15 protein-coding genes are annotated in these 14,857 nt (G+C 67.3%); 8 read left to right on the top strand and 7 right to left on the bottom strand.

The genetic code is table 11. The features are described from left to right. Positions 1-39 precede the first annotated feature (39 nt). The 6 genes from G1H10_RS02895 to G1H10_RS02870 all read right to left on the bottom strand — a co-directional run bounded on the left by G1H10_RS02895 (position 40) and on the right by G1H10_RS02870 (position 7,071). On the bottom strand, positions 40-2,175 hold the full coding sequence (locus tag G1H10_RS02895; RefSeq protein WP_163732437.1) for a transglycosylase domain-containing protein: 2,136 nt from the start codon (positions 2,173-2,175) through the stop codon (positions 40-42). A gap of 541 nt (positions 2,176-2,716) precedes the next feature. Further along, positions 2,717-3,079 carry an ATP-dependent DNA ligase gene (locus G1H10_RS02890; RefSeq protein WP_163732433.1) on the bottom strand — a complete coding sequence of 121 codons (363 nt, stop codon included), beginning with the start codon at positions 3,077-3,079 and terminating at the stop codon, positions 2,717-2,719. A gap of 367 nt (positions 3,080-3,446) precedes the next feature. After that, the gene (locus G1H10_RS02885; protein ID WP_163732430.1) at positions 3,447-3,983 is read right to left on the bottom strand and encodes a hypothetical protein; all 537 of its coding nucleotides are present in this window, start codon (positions 3,981-3,983) and stop codon (positions 3,447-3,449) included. Beyond that, on the bottom strand, positions 3,980-5,932 hold the full coding sequence (locus tag G1H10_RS02880; RefSeq protein WP_163732427.1) for a hypothetical protein: 1,953 nt from the start codon (positions 5,930-5,932) through the stop codon (positions 3,980-3,982). The genes G1H10_RS02885 and G1H10_RS02880 overlap by 4 nt, the downstream gene beginning before the upstream one ends. 49 nt (positions 5,933-5,981) lie before the next feature. Next, positions 5,982-6,242 carry a hypothetical protein gene (locus G1H10_RS02875; protein ID WP_163732424.1) on the bottom strand — a complete coding sequence of 87 codons (261 nt, stop codon included), beginning with the start codon at positions 6,240-6,242 and terminating at the stop codon, positions 5,982-5,984. A 97-nt stretch (positions 6,243-6,339) separates the two neighbouring features. Beyond that, positions 6,340-7,071: an SDR family NAD(P)-dependent oxidoreductase gene (locus tag G1H10_RS02870; RefSeq protein ID WP_163732421.1), complete on the bottom strand. Its 732-nt coding sequence runs from the start codon at positions 7,069-7,071 to the stop codon at positions 6,340-6,342. Between the two features lie 52 nt (positions 7,072-7,123). On the opposite strand from G1H10_RS02870, the gene G1H10_RS02865 reads away from it, so the two are divergent. From G1H10_RS02865 to G1H10_RS02830, 8 genes are all read left to right on the top strand, one after another. Further along, positions 7,124-7,642, top strand: coding sequence for a MarR family winged helix-turn-helix transcriptional regulator (locus G1H10_RS02865; protein ID WP_163732418.1), 519 nt, complete (start codon positions 7,124-7,126; stop codon positions 7,640-7,642). 54 nt (positions 7,643-7,696) lie between these two features. After that, complete coding sequence (locus tag G1H10_RS02860) at positions 7,697-8,170, top strand: NUDIX domain-containing protein (RefSeq protein WP_163732416.1); 474 nt, start codon at positions 7,697-7,699, stop codon at positions 8,168-8,170. A 198-nt stretch (positions 8,171-8,368) separates the two neighbouring features. Continuing rightward, the gene (locus G1H10_RS02855) at positions 8,369-9,187 is read left to right on the top strand and encodes an ABC transporter permease (protein ID WP_216852841.1); all 819 of its coding nucleotides are present in this window, start codon (positions 8,369-8,371) and stop codon (positions 9,185-9,187) included. Continuing rightward, entirely contained in the window at positions 9,184-9,969 is a 786-nt protein-coding gene (locus G1H10_RS02850) for an ABC transporter permease (RefSeq protein ID WP_163732413.1), read from the top strand. Before G1H10_RS02855 ends, G1H10_RS02850 begins: the two co-directional genes overlap by 4 nt. Positions 9,970-9,987: 18 nt before the next feature. After that, entirely contained in the window at positions 9,988-10,773 is a 786-nt protein-coding gene (locus G1H10_RS02845; protein ID WP_163732411.1) for an ABC transporter ATP-binding protein, read from the top strand. A gap of 37 nt (positions 10,774-10,810) precedes the next feature. Continuing rightward, positions 10,811-11,803: an ABC transporter substrate-binding protein gene (locus tag G1H10_RS02840; RefSeq protein ID WP_163732408.1), complete on the top strand. Its 993-nt coding sequence runs from the start codon at positions 10,811-10,813 to the stop codon at positions 11,801-11,803. Then, a complete protein-coding gene (locus G1H10_RS02835) occupies positions 11,800-12,363 on the top strand; it encodes a hypothetical protein (RefSeq protein WP_163732407.1) in 564 nt (187 codons plus the stop codon). The genes G1H10_RS02840 and G1H10_RS02835 overlap by 4 nt, the downstream gene beginning before the upstream one ends. A gap of 14 nt (positions 12,364-12,377) precedes the next feature. Then, the gene (locus G1H10_RS02830) at positions 12,378-13,862 is read left to right on the top strand and encodes an aldehyde dehydrogenase family protein (RefSeq protein ID WP_163732404.1); all 1,485 of its coding nucleotides are present in this window, start codon (positions 12,378-12,380) and stop codon (positions 13,860-13,862) included. A gap of 140 nt (positions 13,863-14,002) precedes the next feature. Here the strand turns inward: G1H10_RS02830 and G1H10_RS02825 are convergent, their stop codons facing one another. Next, the gene (locus tag G1H10_RS02825; protein ID WP_163732402.1) at positions 14,003-14,836 is read right to left on the bottom strand and encodes an alpha/beta fold hydrolase; all 834 of its coding nucleotides are present in this window, start codon (positions 14,834-14,836) and stop codon (positions 14,003-14,005) included. Between the last annotated feature and the right edge of the window lie 21 nt (positions 14,837-14,857).

Here is a 14,857-nt window from a genome sequence, read left to right as displayed (position 1 = left end):
CGCCGACGCGACGTCCAGCGCGGCCAGCAGCGGGCCGCGTCATTCAGCGTCGTTGCCGGCGGTCTCAGGCCGTTGGGCGGGTTGGTCGCCTTGAAGGGTTTCGGGGTCGGGCTGTGGAAAGTCGACCACGTCGAGGTCCTCGTGGGCTGCGTCCATGATGTCCTTCCAGATCGGCCCGGGAATGCATCCGCCACAGACTCCGGACGAGCCGAGCCGGTCGCCGTGGAACTCGTGGTTCACCAGTGAGGTGATCCGTCCGTCGACGTCGGCGACCGCCACCCCCGTTGCCAGCTGTGGGGTGAAGCCGGCGAACCACACGGCGATGGAGTCGTTCGTGGTGCCGGTCTTGCCGGCGGCCGGACGTCCGTCGTTGAGCTGCATGCGGGTGCCGGTGGCACCGGGGGTACTGATCACTCCCGCGAGCACATCGGCCACGGTGTCGGCGACATCGGCGTCGAGTACTCGCTCGCAGTCCGGGTCGGTGTGGTCGACGAGGACTTCGCCGTTGGTGTCGGTGATCGTCGCGATGGAGGTCGACGGGCAGTACATGCCGCGGTTGGCGAACATGCCGTAGCCGCCGGCCATGGCCAGCGGCGAGACTTCGTTCGATCCGAGCGCGAACGACGGCACCTGGCGCAGTTCGGCGCCGTCGGCCCGGTACACGCCGGCGCCCTGGGCGATCGTGGCCGGGTCACACAGGCCGGTGCGCTGGGAGAGTTCGATGAAGTACGTGTTGACCGACCGCTCGGTTGCCTGGCGCATGGTAAACGTGCCGGACCCTGTGGAGTTGGCTGGTGTGTAGTCCGGGTCGCGCGTGACGGTCTGACCGTTCTGGCAGATGCGGAACGGCTCGTCGCTCATGTCGATCGTCTGGGGGGAGTTGATCGCGGTGTCGACGCCGCGGCCTTGCCGGATCGCAGCCGCCAGGACCCATGTCTTGAACGTCGACCCAGACTGGATGCCGGCCCCGCCACCCATCGACGCGTCGACGGCGTAATTGATGAACGACGACCCCGCGCCCTCGTCGCCGTAGGTGCGCGAGTTCGACAGGGCTCGGATGAACCCGCTGCTCGGCTCCACCGTGGCCGCCGCCCCGATCGGCTCGTCGGTGGCGCCGACCCGGTCGGCGATCGCCGCGTCGGCCGCCTCCTGGATGTCTCGGTCGATGGTCGCCTGGATGGTCAGGCCGCCGGTGAGGAGCCGATCCTCGCGTTCCTCCGGAGTGTCGCCGAGCTCGGAGAGCGTGCGGACCTCGTGCAGCAGGTAGTCGCAGAAGAACCCGGCATAGGACGACACACATCCGTTCGGCGACGCCGACAGGTTCAAGCCCAGGTCGGTCTCCCGCGCCTGGGCGGCCTCCGCTTCGGTGATCCGGCCCGTCTCCGCCATCCGGTCCAACACCACGTTGCGGCGGTTCAGCGCCGGCTCAGGATTGCGGGTCGGATCGGTGGCCGACGGCGACTGGACCAGCCCGGCGATAGTGGCCGCCTGCGGCAACGTCAGGTCGGCCGCCGTCGTGGAGAAGAACGCCCGCGCTGCCGCCTCCACCCCGTACGCGCCCGCGCCGAAGTAGGCGATGTTCAGATACCGCTCGAAGATCTCGTCCTTGGTGTACTGCTCCTCCACACCGATGGCCATGCGAAGCTCCTCCAGCTTGCGCCTATAGCCGTCGATGCCGCTGCTCTCCAGCACCTCGGCTCGCTCGGCATCGGTCTCGGCCTGGGCCAGCCGGACCAGCTTCACGTACTGCTGAGTGAGCGTCGAGCCCCCACCGGTAGTCTCACCGGCCTCGACATTACGGATGAGCGCCCGCGCCGTGCCTTGGAAGTCGATCGGCCCACGGTCGTAGAACCGGTCGTCCTCGATCGCCAGCATCGCGTCCCGCATCGCCGGGGCGATGTTGTCCAGGCCCACATAGATGCGGTTCTCGGAATAGAACGTGGCCAGCACGTTGCCGTCGGCATCCAGCACTGTCGATCGTTCCGGCAGCGGCAGATGCGCCAGCTCCGAGGGCATCTCCTGAAACGTCTGAGCCGTCTCGCGCGCCATGAGCCCCACACCGGCCACCACCGGCAACGCCAGACCGGCCAGCAACACGCCGCTCAGGCTGGCGACACCGACCACGATCAAGGAACGACGAAGATTGACGACGATGGCAGCAAGACGAGACGCCATAGATTCTTGAGGGCTCGATGCTCATGCGAGTCCGCGCCCCCATCCCCTTTCACATGCGCACGTGCAGTTCGACACCGGCTGCGAACGATCGGGCTTCTCACCCCATCGGCCACGCCGCCTCCGGCTGCCCGACGGTGATGCCGAGCGGGATCCAGCCTCACGCGCGGATCTCAGGCGAAACTCAGAGCGCTGTGCCACGACCGAGGCCGGCGCTGCGCGACTGCACCGTCGAGTGACACTCGATCGGCTGATGAGGCGCGCGCTTGTGCGTACGAGCGATCCGCCTTGAGGTGGTGGGCGTGAAGGGCTGAGCTGAGCCAGGCTCGGCCAATGGCCGCCATCGTCGCTCGAGGACGCAGGGGCCGACCAGCGCCGGTGACTTCCACGACGTCGTCCCACGGTCGGGTGTCGGTCGTCATGGATCTGTCTTCGTCGAGCCACCAGGTCACTGTCCGTTCGACATGGCACCACGCGGCCCACTCGACGACTCGGTCATTCACCATGTCGCCACGGCGGACGTCCTTCGCGCATGTCGGGCCTATCACCGCATCCTCCCTGGCGTCTGCGGCCCAGTATCGCGACCACCTCCGACAGATGATGGGCGGGCGTCCAGGGTTTGTCGGGCTGGGCGCCGGCGAACGAGAGCGATGACCTCGCCGTCGAGGAACACCCGGTGACCGGCCAGAGCGGCACCCAGACGCGTGAGTTCCGGGTAGCTGGTGGTGACGTCGCGCAGCGTGCGGCCGTTCAGCCGGACTGCGCCGCCATCGATCCGAGCTAGCGTTCGCACGCCATCCCATTTGATCTCGAAGCCCCGCCCGGTGTCGTCGACGGGCAGGGCCGCGAGGGTGGCAAGCATCGGCTTCACCGTCGTGGGCATCAGGTCCCCGGCTTCGGTGGTCATGAGCCAGTCTTACGCCACGGTCGCGGCGAGTACACGCGAGTCGCTGTGACCCCGCTGGCCGGCCACTCCGCTCGAAATTGGCCGCCTTCGCGCCCAGCGACCTTGCGGGCGATACTGGAACGCCGATTCCGCCGAATGAGAGTCGGAACGACCAGTAGAGGCCGGACGCGCCGTGGGAGAAATAGCGCGGGGGCCTGCACTCGACCAGGCGGCCGGCGCTGTCGTCGAGTCGCCAGTGTCGTCGACAGCGCCACGACGTCGATCCCTCAAAGGCCTCGCCGGCGCCACTGGACCGCAGTAGCGCGAGTGTCTGCCGTCCAACGACGACCCCGGAATGGTCGGCATGCCGCCGGTTCAGCCGGCCGGTTCACTTCACGCACGTCGTGTGGGCGTCGACCGAAACCACGGTGCCACCGTCCGCGGCCGGGTCCATGTCCACGATGAGACTCATGGTGTAGCCGTCGCGGATGATCTCCCGCATCTCGAAGAACGACGTCCCGTCCTGCACGTGATCGGTCAGCGCCTCTCCCGCCAGATTCATCCCTTCGCGGACGTCCAAGTCCGGGTGGGCGGCGATGAAGTCGACATAGACCCGCCGCGTGTTCTCCACCGTGACATCGCTGCCGCCTGGATAAGTGAAGACGACCTGATGCTGAGCTCGGCGGCCGCCGTCTGCGCACCCGAGCTCCGTCACACCGTCCCGGCGCACGTCGCGCGTAGTCTCACCGAGGCTCTCGTACTCGTCGAGCAGGGGCGCCACGGCCGCGACCACGTCGCCCTGCACGGTCTCCACGTCCGCGGTGGAGTCGTCCCCGGTACATGCCGACGTCAGCGCGACCGCGGCGAGAACCGCCGCTCCGATCTGCGCCTGGTTCGATCGCACCAGGCGACGACGAGCGCTCACCTCGTCGCTCCGATGTACGTGTCGACGCCGTGTGCGCCGTCGTTCCAGCCGCTCTGCGCGTCGTCGGACGGACCGTTGAGCTCTGGGTTCTCGTTGACCCAGTCGTAGAAGTCCTGGCGCAGCTGCTCATCGGCGAAGATCTCGTCCATCGGCTTGAGCTCGCCGTCCTCGAACAGCCCGGCAGGCGCGTTCGGGACGGCGTCCTCGCCCACCCCGTTCTCGATCATCGCCTGGACCGTCATGTACCAACGCATGGCTTCCGCGTTCGCGTTCTCGGACACCACCTGGTCTTCCATTCCCGGGCCCCCGCTCACCCAGTCGCTGAGCTTGTCGTTGGCCACCACCTGGAAGCCCCAGTAGAGATAATGCCCGGCACCCGGAACCGGGATGATCGCCATGCCACTGCTGTAGAACTGTGCGACTCCCGCCCGCCGTTGCTCCTCCTGTGCGTCGAAGTCCGCGGCGTACTCGCGGCGGGCGAGGTAATGCAGCTGCGACGCGCCGCCGAAGAGCTCCATCACCTGCTGGGTGCGGTTACCGTCACCCTCACCGGCCTGATCCGCCTGGATCGCGGCATCCAGCTGTTCGCTGAGCAGCAGGCCCATCGCGTTGTCGTACGGCTCGGAGAGGTAGAGCTCGTCCTGGAAGCTGCCGAGGAATTGGTAGGTGATCTCCGGGCTGAGGTAGAACGACGGCTCCAGCCCGACGCCCTCCGGGAAGTCGTTCGGCGCATCGGTCATGGAGGAGTTCCGGTCGCCGGGCAGCTCACCGTCGTCGACGTACGAACCCGCGACCATCTCGTGGACGTACGACGCGCCGATGCGGCCGAGGGAATCCTTGATCTGGTACGGAACCTCGTCGTGTCCGGCGGAGGCGTTGATGAACTCGAACGCGAACGCCGCCTCTTCCTCGGTGTGCTCGGTCCGCGGCGGATCGCCTTCGGCACCTACGCCCGACTCGATCGCCAGGCCGAACGCATCGGCCAGCTCGTAGCGGTCGTGCGGATAGTCGGCCGCCTCGTAGACGCGATCGACGAAACTGGAGAGCGGGAAGTCCTCATACCCGCTCAAGGCCTGCCGGGAGGCTTCGGGGTGCTTGCCGAGCGTGAGGAAGGCCATCTCGGCGATGTTGGCCGGTAGATCCACATTCATGTGGTGCTCGTGCGGGTACAGGTTCTGCGCCGAGATGTTGCTGTACGGGTCCGCCCAATCGTCCTGGGTGAACGCGTCGAGCGCGGTGCGTTCCACGGTCATCTGGACGAAGAACTGCGAGTCCGAGAAGTCGCCGTACTGCAACAGTGCCAGCCGCCCCCACGCGGCGACGGGATTGTCGGTTTCCTGGAAGAACTCGTTCATGTCGTACCAGTCGCCCGGCCGGGTCTCGTCCATCAAGGCCGTTCCGAGGCCGATGCTCATCAGCTCGAGGTAGCGCTGCGAGTCATCCCCCGCGTTGTTCCCCGGGTAGCCGAGGGTGCCCGCGAACATCGCCGCCAGCTCCGGGCCCAGCTCGGCGTAGAACCCCGCCATGGCATCCGGGTCATAGGCGAGTTCTTCGAAGTCTTCCATGAGGTCGCCGAACCCTTCGTTGACACCTCCGAGCTCGTTGAACGCCTCGGCCAGCTCACGTCCGCGCTGTTCGGCCTCCTCCGAGCTCATGGCGTCGACGAGCGCTTCGTCGAGGGTGAGCATGGTCGCGTTCGGCGACTTCTGCTGCAGGCCCCGGGCCAGATTCAGCCGGCGACGCAGGGATGGCAGCTCGTCGTCGTGTATCCAATCCTGGATGAGCCGCAACGTCCGCATCGCCTCGGACGTCACACCCAGGTCGTCCATGTCGTTCTTGATGCTGCTGTAGCCGAGCTGACCCGTGAACGAATCGATGGTCATCATGGCGGTCTGCATCTTCGAGACCAGGTCCTCGAGACCTTCGACCGAGACCGAGGAATATGTCACGCGCTAACTCCAGCCGTCTTCGATGTGCAACTCATGCCGCACGATCCCCTCACTCGTCCTCAGGAAGAGTCTCAGGCTCGGCCTGCACGGCGCTGTCGATGTCATCACTGAGTGTGGTCGCGGCACCTTGCAGATCCGTGCGCCGGTAACCCAGGTCCTCACCGAAGATGTCCGCGCGTGACCCGGTCCACGCGTCGCCGTCCTCCATGATCGTGCGCGGCCCGTCGAGCGCCTCTTTCAGATCGTCGATCCGGTTGGATACGCGCTGTTGAAGCTGTTCGAGATCTCGCCGCCGTGGGTTCTCGGTCATCTCGCCTCACCTGTCGTCATCAAAGATCTCAGTATGGCGGACGCGATGACCGAGAAGGAACGCACTCCTGGTTGTTGACAGGTCCGGGCACGCCCGGTCAGTGGCCTGAGTAGGCGCCTCCGTTGACGTGTATGACTTGCGAGGTCACGTGCCCTGCCTCCGTCGAGGCCAGAAAGCCGATGGCGGCGACGATATCGTCCGGACTCCCGGGGCGACCGGTCCGCGTCGCCGCGACGAGGCGCTCATACCGCTCGTCCGATAGCTTGCCCTGGAAGAACTCGGTGTCCATCGTCAGCCCCGGCGACACCACGTTGGCGGTGATGCCGCGCGGCCCGAGACTCGTCGCCAGGCTGACGTTCCAGCCTTCCAGCGCCGCCTTGGCCGCTCCGTAGGACGTGGCGCCGGTCTTCGCCGCGATCGAGCCGATGGTGATCACCCGCGCCCCATCGTTCAGCCGGCTGTCCAGCGCCGTGGTCATGAGCACCGCGGTCAGGACGTTCGCGTCGAAGTTGGCTCGCCAGCGCTGGGCCACGTGGCTCAACTGCGAGCCGTCTCCGCCGCCACCGGCGGGGACGCTCAGGTCAGTGTTGCCGCCTGCGTTGTTCACCAGCACGTCGACCCGGTCGGGAAAATGCGGCAGAGCCGACTCGATCTCGTCCGGAGAGGTGAGATCGCAAACCACGGCGGTGGCGCCGGTACCGGCCGCCGCCTGATCGAGGACGTCCTTTCGCCGCCCCACGATGGTCACGGCATCACCGCGGGCAGCGAACCACGCGGCCGCCGCCCGTCCGATGCCGGTTCCGCCGCCGGTGACCACAACCTGCCGCATCCGAAAACTCCTTTAGCACTAAACGATATACGTGAGGCCTAAACTATCACCCATGGACCATCTCCACGATGACGTCGACGACATTCAGGACGCATGGCTGCGCGAGCGACCCGACACCCCGGTCGGTTCGATCGGGGTCATCACCCGCATCTGGCGGATCGCCAAACTGCTCGACGACGATCGTCGTCGCACCATGGCCAGGCTCGGCATGGACACCGCCACCCGGGACCTGCTGGCCACATTGCGACGGGCAGGCGCACCGTACGCCCTGCCCGTACAGGAGATCGCGCGGCGCTGCGCGGTCACATCCGGCGCCATCTCACAACGGGTGCGCCGCGCGGAGGGCCAGGATTTGGTCACGCGCCGGAAGAGCGACGACGACGGGCGCGGCGTGGTCGTCGGGCTGACGCCGCGCGGTCATGACCTGATCGAACGCACCGTCGACGACCTGCTGCACCACGAGGAGACACTGCTCAGTGCCCTCGGCACGGAACAGCGCGAAGAGCTCAGCAAGCTGCTGCGACTGCTCCACACCGATCTTCAGCGCCGGGTGCCGCCGGCCGGCGGGTAGCGGCCGCGATCGTGCCCCCGTACCTCATCCGACCCATTCTGCGAGAATCGGTCCGTGCCCGTCTCGCCCTACATCCGGCATCTGCGTCAGTCCATCGGCCATGACCTGCTCCTGCTGCCGTCCGTGGCCGTTCTTCCGCACGCCGACGACGGCCGCATCCTCCTGGTGAAGCAGGCGGACACCGGAAAGTGGGCCACGATCGGCGGTTCCGTCGAAGTCGATGAGGCGCCAGAGACCGCGGCGATACGCGAAGCTGAGGAAGAGGCCGGCGTGACGGTCGAACTCATCCGGATCATGGGCGCGGTCGGTGGGCCGCAGTTCCGGATCACCTACCCCAACGGCGATCAGACCGCCTACGTCAGCCTGGTGTACGAGGCGCGCATCGTCGGCGGCTCACCCCGCCCGGACCACGACGAGACCGTCGACGTCGGCTGGTTTCACCCCGATGAGTTCGCCACGCTCGATCTCGGTGACTTCGCGCGCAACAGCTTCACCGCCCTGGGCATCCTGAACGGCGGCCACTCCTAGGCGCAGCATCCCGCCTCGCTCATCGCCGCCGGATGCGGACGATCCGTCGCGCGTCGCGAGGACCGCTTCTACGTCATCCGTCGCGGTCGCCATGGGACCGATGACTGCACGCGAGTAGTCATTCGCATGACGTGACGATCATCGTCGGCTGCCTACCCTGGCTGCACCCCGTCACCAGAGAGTCTGACACCGAAGAAGATGTCTGAAGCTCAGCTCCGCCAGCGCGCCGGTATCCGAATCTCCGTGCGCAGCATGCTCGACCGAACTGCTCCCGCCGTGGGCATCGCGACAGCCGTCGTGCTGTTCGAGGTCGTCCCCCGGTCCGGCCTCGTCGACGCCCGGTTCTTACCGCCGGCCTCGGCTATGTTGAGGTCGCTCGCCGGGCAGGTCGCGGACGGCAGCATCTGGTCACCCATCGGACAGACCCTGCAAGGATGGGCGCTCGGTCTCGGTCTGGCCATGGCTATCGCACTGCCTTGCGGAATCCTCATCGGTTCGCTGTACCTGCTGTTCATGGCCACCCGCTCGATCGTGGAGTTCCTCCGGCCGGTGCCCTCGGTGGCGCTCATCCCGTTGGCCGTGCTGTTGTTCGGCGCAGGCCTGGAGAGCAAGATCTTCCTGGCCACGTTCGCGGCGACGTGGCCGATCCTGCTGCAAACGGTCTACGGCGTCAGAGACGTGGACCCGGTGGCGATGGAGACGGCTCGCTCGTTCGGCGTCAGCGCCCCGCGGCGGCTGCTCCGGGTGACGTTGCCCAGTGCCCTGCCCTACATCGCCACCGGTGTACGGATCTCCTCTGCGGTGGCGCTGATCCTCGCCGTGACCGCGGAGCTCGTCCTCGGAAACCCCGGGCTGGGCCAACAGATCAACATCGCCCGGCAGAGCGGCGCCGTGGAACTCATGTACGGCCTGATCATCGCGACCGGCTTGATCGGATGGGGGCTCAACATCCTCATGACGATGCTGGAACGTCGGCTGTTGCACTGGCACCCCTCACAACGGACGGGTACGCGATGAGGGCGCCACGTCGACCTCTCCGGATCCTCGGCGTGGGATTGGAGATCGCCGTCCCCATCGCCGTCCTGGTGCTCTGGGCGGTGCTGTCGAGGGACGGCTCATCGTTCTACTTCCCGCCCTTGCTCGACATCTTCCGCACCTTTCAGGAGACATGGCTGTTCACCCGGGTCGGTTCCGACGTCGTGCCCAGCCTCGCTCGGCTACTCACCGGGTATGCCATCGCCGTCGTCGCCGCCGTCGTCATCGGCGTCGCACTCGGCTCTTCGCACCTGCTCCGCCGGATGGTCGACCCGGTGGTTCAGTTCCTGCGCGCCATCCCGCCGCCCGTACTCATCCCCGCCGGGATTCTCGTTCTCGGCGTGAACTCGACGATGAAGGTCGCGCTGATCGCGTTCGTCTGTTTCTGGCCGGTTCTGTTGAACACCATCGACGGTGTGGACGGTGTGGACCCCACGCTGCGGGAGACGGCCCGCAGCTTCCACATCCGGCGGCGCGATCGGTTGTTCCGGGTGGTCCTGCCATCGGCCGCGCCGCAGATCTTCGCCGGCGCACGAGTGAGCCTGGCGCTGGCCGTGATCATGATGGTCGTCTCGGAGATGGTCGCGAGCACCAACGGGATCGGCTACTTCGTCCTGCAGTCGCAGCGCACCTACGCGATCACGGAGATGTGGTCGGGCATCCTGCTGCTCGCGATCCTCGGCTACGCCCTCAACGGTCTCTTCCTGCTGGTCGAACGTCAGGTACTCAAGTGGCACCGCGGCGTCCGCGCCGGCTCCGTCTAACCCTGGAGGGTCATCAGCATGTTGCGCGTGGAACACCTCAGGAAGGTCTACGGTGAGGGCACCAGGCGGCCCTTCGAGGCCGTCGCCGACCTGAGCGTCACCGTCGCTGAACACGAGTTCGTATCCATCGTCGGGCCGTCCGGTGCCGGAAAGACGACGCTGCTCAAGTGCGTGGCCGGATTGTTGCCGCAGACCTCCGGCGCGGTCTATCTCGACGATGAGGAAGTGATCGGTCCGCCGGAGAAGATGGCGCTGGTCTTCCAGGACTATTCCCGCTCGCTCTATCCCTGGATGACGGTCCAGGACAACATCGCGTTCCCGTTGCGGCGTCGCAAGCTGGGCAAGGCCGCCACCCGGGAACTGATCCAGGACACGCTGCGCTCGGTCGGCCTCGGGGAGGCGGGGGCGAAGTATCCGTGGCAGCTCTCCGGGGGCATGCAGCAGCGCGTGGCGATCGCCCGCGCGCTCGCCTACCAGCCGGAGATCCTGCTCATGGACGAACCGTTCGCCTCCGTAGACGCCCAGACTCGCGCCGATCTCGAAGACCTCGTTCTGGACCTGCGCGATCGCTACGGCATCACCATCCTGTTCGTCACGCACGACATCGACGAGGCGGTCTATCTCAGCGACCGCGTCGTGGTGCTCACCCCAGCGCCCACCCGCGTCGCCGAGATCGTCGACGTCCCCCTGGCCCGGCCACGGGACCAGGTCGAGACCAAAGAACAGCCCGAATTCGCTCATCTGCGGGCCTACGTCTGGCGATCGATCAAACGCCCCGAACACGCGGCCACAGCATCCGTCTGAGCGAACCGAGCCGACACCGACTCGACAAGGAGAACAGATGAGACACCAGCGCATCCCCGGCCGTGTCCGCCCCGTCAGCGGCATGGCAGCGGCGGTCGCGGTCACAGTCTTCGCCGCCGCCGGTTGCGGCGACGATTCCGCCGACGCCACCGGTGACGGCGGGGATCAGATCACCGTCGACGTCGGCACCCTGCCGATCGCGAACGCCGCGCCGATGTACCTGGGCATGGAGGAGGGCTTCTTCGAAGAAGAAGGCCTGGAGATCGAACCCACGGTCCTGCAGGGCGGCAACGAGATCATCACCGGCCTGGTCTCGGGCGACTACGACTTCGGATTCGTCGGCTACATCTCCGCCGGCGTGGCGCTGAGCCAGAACGTACCCGTCTGCGTCGTCACGGCCAGCGATGCGACCGGCACCACGCCGGAGGACGACTGGCAGGTCCTGGTGGCCGGCGCCGACAACGGCATCGAATCGCCGCAGGACCTCGCCGGCGCGACCCTGGGCATCAACGCGCTCGGCGGGGTCGCCGAGGTACTGATCAAGGCGGCGCTGGACGCGGACGGCGTGGACCCGAACTCCGTCGAGTTCATCGAGGTTCCGTTCCCGGAGGTTCCGGCCGCGGTCGCGGAGGGCCGCATCGATGCCGGTTACACCTCCGAGCCGTTCGTCACCACCGTCCTCGACCAGGGCGGCGAAGTGGTCTATGCGCCGCAGTCCGAACTCGCTCCGGAATATCCCAACGGGTCCTATGCGGCGAGCGAGCAGTTCATCGCGGAGAACGGCGACGTCGTCGAACGTTTCACCCGAGCGATGAACCGCTCGCTGGACTACGCACGGGAGAACGAGGACGCGGTCCGCTCGATCATCCCCAGCTACACGGAGATAGACCCCGCGGTCGCCGAGCGGATGCGGCTCCCGGTGTACACGTCCGAGCTCGACGAGCAGGCGATCGACGAGCAGATGGGATTCATGGAGCAGTTCGACATCGTCGAGGCCGCCCCCACCGCCGACGACCTCATCTGCGGATGAGCCGGACCGAAGAGCCGGACATGCGGGTGGCAGGGCCGGCCCCCGGCGCCGTACCGCGGCTGGCCGAACTGCTCCGCGTCGCGCGGCGTCCGGTCTTCATCGCCGGGCGAGACGCACGGCCGACGGGAACGCGAAATGCCCTCATCCAGCTGGCGGCCTTCAGCGGTTCCCTGCTCGCGACGTCCGCTGCCGCCCGGGACCTGTTCGACGGCGAGCCGTGGTCGATCGACGTCTCGGGCGGTTCCTCCGCGCGCTTGGCCGATGATCTGATCCGCACCGCCGATCTCGTCGTCGGCTGGGGTATGTCGCACGACGCGCGGACGCTCCGCCACGGCGCGCCGCTCTCGGCGGAAGCGACGGTGGTCCGGATCGACCAGAACGCCGACGTGTTCGGCGACTACGCGCCTGTCGACGTCATCCTGGTCGGCGATGTTCGTTCGATTGCGGAGGCCACCGTCGACGCGCTCCGCTCCCACCCCCGGACCACTCTGTCGTGGCGCACCCCTGAGCTGCGTCGCGACCTCGCGAGGCGCCAGCTGGCCCTCGCACCCCAGACATAGAGAGGCGGACCACCGTGACCGTTGACGCGTCCTCGCAGGTAAAGACCGGTTTATACATCGGAGGTCAAGCACGGGAGACCGCGGATACCCTCGCCGTCGCGGATCCGGGCAGGCCGGGCGCCGTCGTCGGGTACGCGGCGTCGGCGTCGCCGACGGACGTCGCGGACGCGGTAGCGTCGGCCAGGCGGGCCTTCCCGGCCTGGTCCGGGTTGTCGGCGTCGGAGCGGGCACAGGCGATGGCCCGGGCGATCGAAGGGATCGAGGAGGACCGGGACACCGACGCCGTGATCCTCTCTCAGGAGAACGGGAAGATCGTGTCCGAGGCGTGGGTGGATGCGCTGGTGTTCCAGATCCGATGGCAGCTGGCACTGGCCCTCGCCGATCAGGTCGACACCGGAAAGGTGCTGGATCCGGCCCCCGGGATACCGGTGACCACCCGGGTGCGGTACCAGCCACTCGGCGTGGTGACCGTCATCGTGCCGTTCAACTGGCCCATCGCGATCCTCGGCGCATCCCTGCCACACGCGCTGCTGGCCGGGAACACCGCGATCGTCAAGCCGCCGCCCACGGCGCCGCTGGCCACCGCCCGCGTCGTGCAGCGGGTGGCGGAGACGCTGCCGCCGGGCGTGCTCAACGTCGTCACCGGCCGCGACGAGAACATGAGCGGGTTGATCCAGAACACCGACGTCGCCAAGGTATGTTTCACCGGTTCCGTGGCCGGCGGCAAGAAGATCATGGAGATGGCCGCGAAGACCCTGACCCGGGTGACCCTCGAGCTGGGCGGAAATGACCCGGCCGTCATTCTGGACGACGCCGCGCTGGACGACACACACCTGGACCGGCTGTTCGCCTCGATCTTCGACACCACCGGTCAGATCTGCATGAACACCAAACGGGTCTACGTCCACCGCACCCGGATGCCCGAGGTGGTCGACGGGCTGGCCGCACGGTTGGAGAACACCGTCATCGGCTACGGACTCGACCAGGACACGACCATGGGGCCACTGCACTCACCCGCACAGAAGGCATTCGTCCAGGACCTGGTCGAGGAAGCTCGCGGCGCCGGCGCGGACGTCCGCGAATTCGGCCGGCTCCCGACGGGTGACGAGTTCGCGGCCGGGAACTACGTCCGGCCCGCGCTCGTCGTCGATCCCCGCTCCGACCTGCGCGTGGTCACGCAGGAACAGTTCGGCCCCGTCATCCCGATCCTCCCGTTCGATACGGACGACGACGCCGTCCAACGGGCCAACGACACCTGGGCCGGGTTGTGCGCGTCGGTCTGGAGCACTGACCAGGCTCGCGCCGAAGACCTCGCCACGCGTATCGCTGCGGGTTATGTCTGGATCAACGACCACGGCGCCGCCCGCCTCGACCTGCGCGCGCCGTTCGGCGGCATGAAGCAGTCCGGCTTCGGTCGTGAGCAGGGCATCGAAGGTGTGCGGGGCTTTCAGGACACCCACTCGACCGCGATACTCGACGAACGAGCACTCGGGGGCTGATCACGGCTTCGGGTCAGCGGCGTCACGGGCATGCCCTCGACCGCGGCCATCAGGTCTGCGGGCTTCTTGAGTTCAGGTAGCGCTTGCGGCCCCGTTTACCGACTCCAAGCGTTACGTGAACTCAGGAAGTGCCGGCCGAGTCATTCGGGGGGTTGCCGCGCATTCCGGGTGAGCCAGCGGTGCAGCACGGTGGCCAGCTGGATCGGTGCGTCGAGCTGTATGAGATGTCCCGCGTGGTCGATCAGCTCCAGCTGGGCGCCGGGGATCAGCTCGGCGAGTCTGTGTGCCCGGTCCACCGGGATCCAGGTGTCTTCGGTACCCCACGCCACCAGAACAGGGACGTCCAGCGACGGGTACCGAGGCTCGACTTCGTCCGTGTAGGCCTGGTCCGCCTGCGCGATCTGCCGGTAGAACGCCGCTTGGCCTTCCGGTCCTCGCCACGGCGCGGCCAACGCTTCGAGTTGCTCGTCGGCTGCACCTCGATGGCTCGCGCCCGCGATGTACGCCCGGAGCGCGCCGTCGTGCACCGCCGGAGGCAACGCGCCGAAAACGTTGGCGTTGTCCCGTACCAGCCGGAAGAATTCGGAGCCCCACGGCGCGAGCGCCACCACGTCGACCAGGGCCAGCGACGCGTATCGGGCGCCGTGCAGGAGGTGCGCGCGGAGCGAGACCGCACCGCCGTAGTCGTGCGCCACCACGTGCGGGCGATCCAGCTCCCAGTGCGAGAGCAGGTCAGCGAGAAGCTCGCCCTGCACGTCCAGGGACACCCGGTGGTCGGCGTCCTTCGACGACGCCCCGTACCCGGGCATGTCCCACAGGTAGACGGTGAACTCCGATGCCAACGCCTGCGCGAACGGCTGCCACAGCCATGACGACCACGGTGTGCCATGACAGAACACCACCGGTGGCCCGTCTCCCGTCGCCGTCCAACGGACCCGGCGACCACGCCATTCATATTCTCTGTTCAGTTCCATCACCGGCAGTATCGCAGCACG

Origin of the sequence: Phytoactinopolyspora halotolerans (genome assembly GCF_010550675.1) — a bacterium.
Classification (GTDB): domain Bacteria; phylum Actinomycetota; class Actinomycetes; order Jiangellales; family Jiangellaceae; genus Phytoactinopolyspora; species Phytoactinopolyspora halotolerans.
The sequence above is the reverse complement of the archived record's forward strand: the minus strand, read 5'-3'. Positions and strand labels throughout refer to the sequence as shown.

What these genes read in the sequence shown, in the direction of transcription:
- G1H10_RS02895 (WP_163732437.1), bottom strand. Translation starts at nt 2,175, where the DNA reads ATGGCGTCTCGTCTTGCTGCCATCGTCGTCAATCTTCGTCGTTCCTTG.
- G1H10_RS02890 (WP_163732433.1), bottom strand. Translation starts at nt 3,079, where the DNA reads ATGACCACCGAAGCCGGGGACCTGATGCCCACGACGGTGAAGCCGATG.
- G1H10_RS02875 (WP_163732424.1), bottom strand. Translation starts at nt 6,242, where the DNA reads ATGACCGAGAACCCACGGCGGCGAGATCTCGAACAGCTTCAACAGCGC.
- G1H10_RS02870 (WP_163732421.1), bottom strand. Translation starts at nt 7,071, where the DNA reads ATGCGGCAGGTTGTGGTCACCGGCGGCGGAACCGGCATCGGACGGGCG.
- G1H10_RS02865 (WP_163732418.1), top strand. Translation starts at nt 7,124, where the DNA reads ATGGACCATCTCCACGATGACGTCGACGACATTCAGGACGCATGGCTG.
- G1H10_RS02855 (WP_216852841.1), top strand. Translation starts at nt 8,369, where the DNA reads ATGTCTGAAGCTCAGCTCCGCCAGCGCGCCGGTATCCGAATCTCCGTG.
- G1H10_RS02850 (WP_163732413.1), top strand. Translation starts at nt 9,184, where the DNA reads ATGAGGGCGCCACGTCGACCTCTCCGGATCCTCGGCGTGGGATTGGAG.
- G1H10_RS02845 (WP_163732411.1), top strand. Translation starts at nt 9,988, where the DNA reads ATGTTGCGCGTGGAACACCTCAGGAAGGTCTACGGTGAGGGCACCAGG.
- G1H10_RS02840 (WP_163732408.1), top strand. Translation starts at nt 10,811, where the DNA reads ATGAGACACCAGCGCATCCCCGGCCGTGTCCGCCCCGTCAGCGGCATG.
- G1H10_RS02835 (WP_163732407.1), top strand. Translation starts at nt 11,800, where the DNA reads ATGAGCCGGACCGAAGAGCCGGACATGCGGGTGGCAGGGCCGGCCCCC.
- G1H10_RS02825 (WP_163732402.1), bottom strand. Translation starts at nt 14,836, where the DNA reads ATGGAACTGAACAGAGAATATGAATGGCGTGGTCGCCGGGTCCGTTGG.